The 6,763-nt window shown below is 33.0% G+C and carries 4 protein-coding genes; 1 reads left to right on the plus strand and 3 read right to left on the minus strand.

Translation table 11 applies throughout. From position 1 onward, the window contains the following. Nucleotides 1-304 precede the first annotated feature (304 nt). Nucleotides 305-1,684, plus strand: a complete 1,380-nt coding sequence (gene argH, locus RMR19_RS04975) for an argininosuccinate lyase (RefSeq protein WP_310602395.1) — start codon at nt 305-307, stop codon at nt 1,682-1,684. A 173-nt stretch (nt 1,685-1,857) separates the two neighbouring features. Here argH and RMR19_RS04980 read toward each other — a convergent pair whose 3' ends face one another. The 3 genes from RMR19_RS04980 to RMR19_RS04990 all read right to left on the minus strand — a co-directional run. Beyond that, nucleotides 1,858-3,576: a methyl-accepting chemotaxis protein gene (locus tag RMR19_RS04980; protein ID WP_310602396.1), complete on the minus strand. Its 1,719-nt coding sequence runs from the start codon at nt 3,574-3,576 to the stop codon at nt 1,858-1,860. A gap of 559 nt (nt 3,577-4,135) precedes the next feature. Further along, nucleotides 4,136-4,861 (minus strand): DUF3800 domain-containing protein, encoded by a 726-nt coding sequence (locus RMR19_RS04985; RefSeq protein WP_310602397.1) that lies wholly within the window; start codon nt 4,859-4,861, stop codon nt 4,136-4,138. A gap of 226 nt (nt 4,862-5,087) precedes the next feature. After that, nucleotides 5,088-6,763 (minus strand): glutamine synthetase III family protein (locus RMR19_RS04990; protein WP_310602398.1); only part of this gene is annotated, 1,676 nt, incomplete at its 5' end.

Here is a 6,763-nt window from a genome sequence, read left to right on the forward strand (position 1 = left end):
AATTCCCATTATTTTCTCACAAAAAGCTACTCATTTTCCAGTTTAGCATAGTCCATGTATTTTTCCAGTACTTTTTTAGATAATTTTCATTTTTCTTCTTTTTCAACATAGATTGTATTGCATTTCTCAAGAAAACAAGGTAATATATTGTTACATACTATACACATATAATACACACTAGCTAGGATGGCGACTTCAAACTATTACTGTCATCCTAAATTTTAAATCACTTACTTTATGAATAATATATACATTACTGTATTTTTATTCATATAAAAAATAATAGAAAAGAGGTACTCCACATATGAAACTTTGGGGCGGACGATTTACGAAAGAAACGAACCAACTTGTACACAACTTTAATGCATCAATCTCATTTGATCAGAAATTCTATAAACAAGATATCAACGGAAGTATTGCACACGTTACTATGTTAGCAAAACAAGGCATTCTTACAGATGCTGAAAAGGTTACTATCGTTGATGGCTTGAATGGTATTCTTGCAGATATTGAAAATGGTACTCTTGTTATTGATGGTACACATGAAGATATCCATAGCTTTGTAGAAGCAAACCTTATCTCTCGTGTTGGTGATGCTGGTAAGAAACTTCATACTGGTAGAAGTCGTAATGACCAAGTTGCTCTTGATATGAAGTTATATACAAGAGATGAAGTTGTTGAATTAAAAGAATTAGTAAAAGCATTACTTGTTGAATTGAATATCATTATGAAAGACAACATTGAAACTTACATGCCTGGATTTACGCATTTACAGAAAGCTCAACCTATCACTCTTGCTCATCATATGGGTGCTTATTTTGAGATGTTCAAACGTGATTACTCCAGACTTACTGATATCTATAACCGTATGAATTATTCACCAATTGGTTCAGGTGCTCTTGCCGGAACGACTTATCCACTTGACCGTGAATATACTGCTGAGTTATTAGGCTTTGCAGGTGCTACTCTTAACAGTATGGATTCTGTTGCAGATCGTGATTACTTAATTGAATTATTAAGTGCACTTTCAACAATTATGATGCACCTTAGCCGTTTCTGTGAAGAAATTATTATCTGGAATTCAAACGAATATCAATTTGTTGAAATTGATGATGCCTATAGTACAGGAAGTAGTATTATGCCTCAAAAGAAATACCCAGATATCGCAGAACTTGTTCGTGGTAAAACTGGTCGTGTCTATGGCTCTTTAGTATCACTACTTACTACTATGAAAGGTCTTCCTCTTGCTTACAACAAAGATATGCAGGAAGACAAAGAACTTACATTTGATGCCATTGATACCGTTAAAGGTTGTATCTCTCTATTCACTGGAATGATTTCTACAATGAGATTTAACAACGAAGTGATGGAAGCAAGTGCTAAAAACGGCTTTACAAATGCTACCGATGCCGCAGATTATCTTGTTAATCATGGTGTTCCTTTCCGTGATGCTCATGGTATTGTTGGACAGTTAGTTCTATTCTGTATTGACAAGAATATCTCTCTTGATGATATGACACTAGAAGAATACAAAGCAATCAGCCCTGTATTCGAAGAAGATATCTATGAAGCAATCAGCTTAGAAACTTGCGTTAACAAACGTAATACGATTGGTGCACCTGGTAAAGATATGATGACACAGGTTGTTGCTTTAAACGATTCTTACTTAGCAAATTTAAGCTAGATTTTATTGGGGTAAAAAATTGCCCCAACTGATACACGGATTACTGTGCATTCTACACCCTCACAATCCTAATCATCAAAGCAAACAAAAGGCTTTCTGACAATCCCTTAAAGGATAATCAGAAAGCCTTTTTTATAATTTATAACTTGAAGAATTTTACTTCTTTAATAATTTTACATCTTAAAGAATTTCACTTCTTTACTTAATGTCGTTGATAACTCCTGCATCTTTTGTGATGCTTCTGATACAACATGAATTGTTGCTGCTAACTCTTCCATTGATGCTGTTGTTTCTTCTGTTGCAGCAGCGTTTTCCTGTGACATCGCAGAAAGGTTTTGAATTACATCCATAACTACAACTCTTGATGCATTACATTCTTTCGCTTGTCTATTAATTGCTTCTGCATTTTGATTGCATTGCTTAATTCCCTTACTAACTTGTACAATCTTAATTTTCGTATCTTCTAACTTTTCTTCCTGCTCTTTTACATGACCCTGTACTTCGTTCATTACTTCAACAGAAGTCGCTGAATCCTCGGCTAACATTTCGATAATTTCATTAATTCTTCCTGCAGATGCATTCGATTCTTCTGCTAATTTTTGAATTTGCGTTGCTACAACGCTAAAACCTCTTCCTGCTTCACCAGCTCTCGCCGCTTCAATCGATGCATTTAATGATAATAGATTTGTCTCATCTGCTATTTTCGTTATTAGCTGTAGTGCATCACTAATTTTTTGAACCGAATCATCTGTTTTTTCAATATTCCTTGCAATTCGATTAATTGCCTCTGTTGTTTTCACATTCGACTCAGATAATTGGTTCATATTATCATTTGCCTCTTCTTCTGAGATAAGAACTGCTTCTGTTATATTATTCAAATCGCTGATATCATTTGATATCTGTTCAATTAAAGATCCCATATTAACAACGTTCTCAGTCGCAAGTTCAACATCTGAAGCTTGTGTTACTGCACCTTTTGCTATTTCATCAATTGCTCTACTAATATCCTCTGCTGTACTGCTAGAATGCGTTGCCAATCCCTCTAGACTTCCACCTTCACTTAGTAACGTTTCGCAACTTTGGTTTAACACTCCAACAACCGTTTTCAGTTTTACAATCACACTATTAACAGCTCTGGCAATTGCTCCAATTTCATCACTCTTTACTAGTAAGTTTTCTTTTATCTCAATGTTAAGCTCTCCGTTTTCAAGATTTCTCAACAGATTTTCTAAAACAATAATACCATGTGCAAACTTCTTAACAATAAAGTAACTTGCAAAACTAAATGCGACAATCATAAGTACTGCAAATGCTACTATCGTTAAAATCTTCGTTCGAATAAATGTATTAATCTTATCACATTCTTTTCCTACAAAAAGCATACCAGCAATACTTCCATCTGCATTTTTCACTGGCATATAGTAGGCATAATACTGCTTTTCATTGATTGTAATATTGTAATCCGAATATTCATTTTGACCTTCTAATACTTGTTTTACAACTTCCTCTGATGCCTTTGTTCCAATAAACGAAGTACCATCAGCCTTTATAATTGTCGTTGCAGCTCTCGTATCTCCATAAAAATAGGTAATCTCGCTATCTGTTTCTTTCGCGTAAGTATTCAATAATTCCTGTTCTTCTGTAATATTTAGATTTCCCTTCACCAATTCCTTGTCTTCATTAACATAATAATCCCCCGAATCCATTGTGTTATAAGCAATTTGAATCGTCTTCGCCATCTTTTTCAAACCATCAATCGCTTCCGATCGCATTCCCGACATCAAGCAAATGCTCGCGATAATAATTAGAACTGTAGCAGATAATACGAATTGTATAACAGACATTCCAAGTAACTTTTTTGCAAATACATTTTTCCGTTCTTTTTTTCCCATACCTCTTTAAAACATAGCAATATAACTTCATATACTTCTCATATATTTCGTTGCCACGCTTTCCTCCTTTTTTACATTCATACGGTTTTACTTTTTAAGAACCCATTAGTCCCATTTTTATATAGTACCATGTTATTTTTCTTTGAGCAATGTTACATAATACCTAGTTTTTGTATATTTTCTATGCTTTCACTCTTTATCTAGTTTATATTTTTACTTTTTTATCCATACAATAAGGTCACTACGTATGTCCTTCAACATATTTATAGTAAAACTACACTTTCATTAAATATATGTGTAGAATATTTGGTACTTCTCTTATAGACTATTTACACGAACTTATTTACAAAAAAAGAGATTACAAAGCTATGCAATGTAATCTCTTAAACCACAACATACAAAAGTTATACAATTGTATATTGTTATAATATTCTATGTAGTAAAAATAAAAAAATACAAAAAAAAGAAAAGCTATGCAATTCTTTTCTTATAGACAAGACAAATAGCTATGCATTTCCTCTTATCCTTATATACAGCATACACATTTCAACTCCAAATGTCAAGAAATTTCTTTGCAGCCAAATCTATCTGCTTTCCCTATTTTCCCATCATAAAGAATAGCTTGGATATTCTTTAATAATGAATATGGTTTTTCTTTCTTTTTTAATGCATTTCTTGCAATTGCATTTGGAATGAAATCGGCAATTTGCAACCCTATAATATTATCAGACTTAATTGAAAAATTTATAGTTTTTAATCTTTCCTGTAAAAATTCTTTTTTTAAAAAAAGTGTTCCCGTTGCCAATAAAGAGTAATACAGATTCTGTAACTTTGAGTCATTTGATTGATCCGTTGATTCTAAATATATACTTCCAATTCCATTGTTACTTTTGAGAAAATGTGCAAAGTTTTCTAATAATAGTTGAAGAGCTATGTAATAAATATCATTTCTAGAATTTGCATCATATAAATTCTCTAGCTCATCTATATTTATTGTTACAGCTAACACTTCAAAATAATTTTTCTCAAAAATTTCTTTCATTTCACCGAAGAAATTTTCCTGTATATCTTTTGTTATCTTGCTAAACTCACCCTTTTTCGAACGTATATCTATTTCATGTAATATAAAATCATCATTTCCAAAGCAATTTATTTTCATATTATTTACATGAGATTTTAATATCGATTCATATATATTTTTTTCAATAACAATTCCACCCAAAGTAAAATTACTAAAATTGCTATTAGGTTTTGATTCATCCAAAAATAAATAATAGTTTTTCATATACTCCCCCAATCCATATAACATTAACTACAATTTTATAATATCATTATTTTCCCAAATGTCAACAGATTTTACATTTTTTGATTATTTTTTCTTTCTAATGCCATAGATATCACAAGACCCCTAAGAAGAAACTACTCCTTGGGGGTCTTGTGGGGATTACACATTTTATGTTTTATACGAACTTTATAATATTCTACTTTTTATTCAGACAAACAAATTCTAATTATACTTCAAATAATAGTTCTCCATATGTTGGTACTGGCCATGCTTCTTTATCAACAATTAACTCCAATGCATCAATAGGACTTCTTAAATTAGCCATAGCTTGGAATACAACATCTTTGAAATAGTTTGCTTGTTCTGCTCCTTCTTCCTTTGTAGCAGCCTCAGCAATAACTTCTTGTAATTTAGTAACTGCTGTTTTTGCCTGTGCAAGTAAAGCAGAGCTTTCTGTTAATAATGTAGCTTGAACACTTATATCTGCACTTGGTACTGCTGCTTTCACACTGTTAATTGATTCCGCTAATGCAGAAACCGCTTTGATAACTGCTGGAATATACTTTTTATTAGCCATCTCAATCATTGTCTTAGCTTCAATGTTAATTGTCTTTGAGTATGCTTCATAGTTGATTTCCGCACGTGAATGTAATTCAACTTCTGAGTATACTTTGAACTTCTCGAACATCTTGATTGATTTTTCACTTACAAGTGATGGAATTGCATCTACCATAGTTTTAACATTTGGAAGACCTCTTCTCTCTGCCTCTGCAACCCATTCATCAGAATAACCATTACCATTGAAGATAACTCTTTGATGTTCTGTTAATGTCTTCTTAATTAAGTCATGTACTGCTACATCAAAGTTTTCTGCTTTCTCAAGTTCATCTGCCATATCTGCTAATGCATCCGCAACGATGGTATTTAACACGGTATTCGCACCTGCGATTGACATAGAAGATGCAACCATACGGAATTCGAATTTATTACCTGTAAATGCAAATGGTGATGTGCGGTTTCTATCTGTAGCATCTTTTTTAAGTTCCGGAAGTGTATGTACACCAATGTTTAATTTACCACCTTGTTTTGAAGTTTTCGCTTCACCAGTTTCAATTAATTGGCTAATTACATCTTCAAGTTGTTCTCCAAGGAAGATAGAGATAATTGCTGGCGGTGCTTCATTTGCTCCCAGTCTGTGGTCATTTCCTGGATTTGATGCAGATAAACGAAGTAATGCAGCGTTCTCATCTACTGCTTTAATAATTGCAGATAAGAATAATAAGAATTGAATATTCTCATGAGGTGTTTTACCTGGTTCAAGAATGTTTTTTCCTTCGTTTGTAACGATTGACCAGTTGTTATGTTTTCCAGATCCATTAACACCTGCAAATGGTTTTTCATGAAGAAGACATTCAAGTCCACGACGTTTTGCAACCTTTCTCATTGTTTCCATTACTAATTGGTTGTGGTCTGTTGCAATATTCGCTGTTCCGTAGATTGGTGCCATCTCATGCTGTGCTGGTGCAACTTCATTATGTTGTGTCTTAGAAAGAATTCCAAGCTTCCATAACTCTACATTCAATTCTTTCATGTAACCAGCAATTCTTTCTTTAATACTTCCAAAATAATGATCATCAAGTTCTTGACCCTTTGGAGGCATTGCACCGAATAATGTACGTCCAGTGAAAATCAAATCTTCTCTTTGAATATATTTTTCTCTATCTACTAAGAAATATTCTTGTTCAGGACCTACAGAACAATCAACTTTCTTAACATTCTCATGTCCAAATAATTTTAATATACGAACCGCTTGTTCACTGATTGCTTCCATAGAACGAAGAAGTGGTGTTTTCTTATCAAGTGCTTCTCCTGTGTAGGAGCAAAATGCTGTAGGAATACATA

The organism is Anaerosporobacter sp., assembly GCF_031551385.1.
GTDB lineage: Bacteria > Bacillota > Clostridia > Lachnospirales > Lachnospiraceae > Anaerosporobacter.

What these genes read in the sequence shown, in the direction of transcription:
- argH (WP_310602395.1), top strand. Translation starts at nt 305, where the DNA reads ATGAAACTTTGGGGCGGACGATTTACGAAAGAAACGAACCAACTTGTA.
- RMR19_RS04980 (WP_310602396.1), bottom strand. Translation starts at nt 3,576, where the DNA reads ATGGGAAAAAAAGAACGGAAAAATGTATTTGCAAAAAAGTTACTTGGA.
- RMR19_RS04985 (WP_310602397.1), bottom strand. Translation starts at nt 4,861, where the DNA reads ATGAAAAACTATTATTTATTTTTGGATGAATCAAAACCTAATAGCAAT.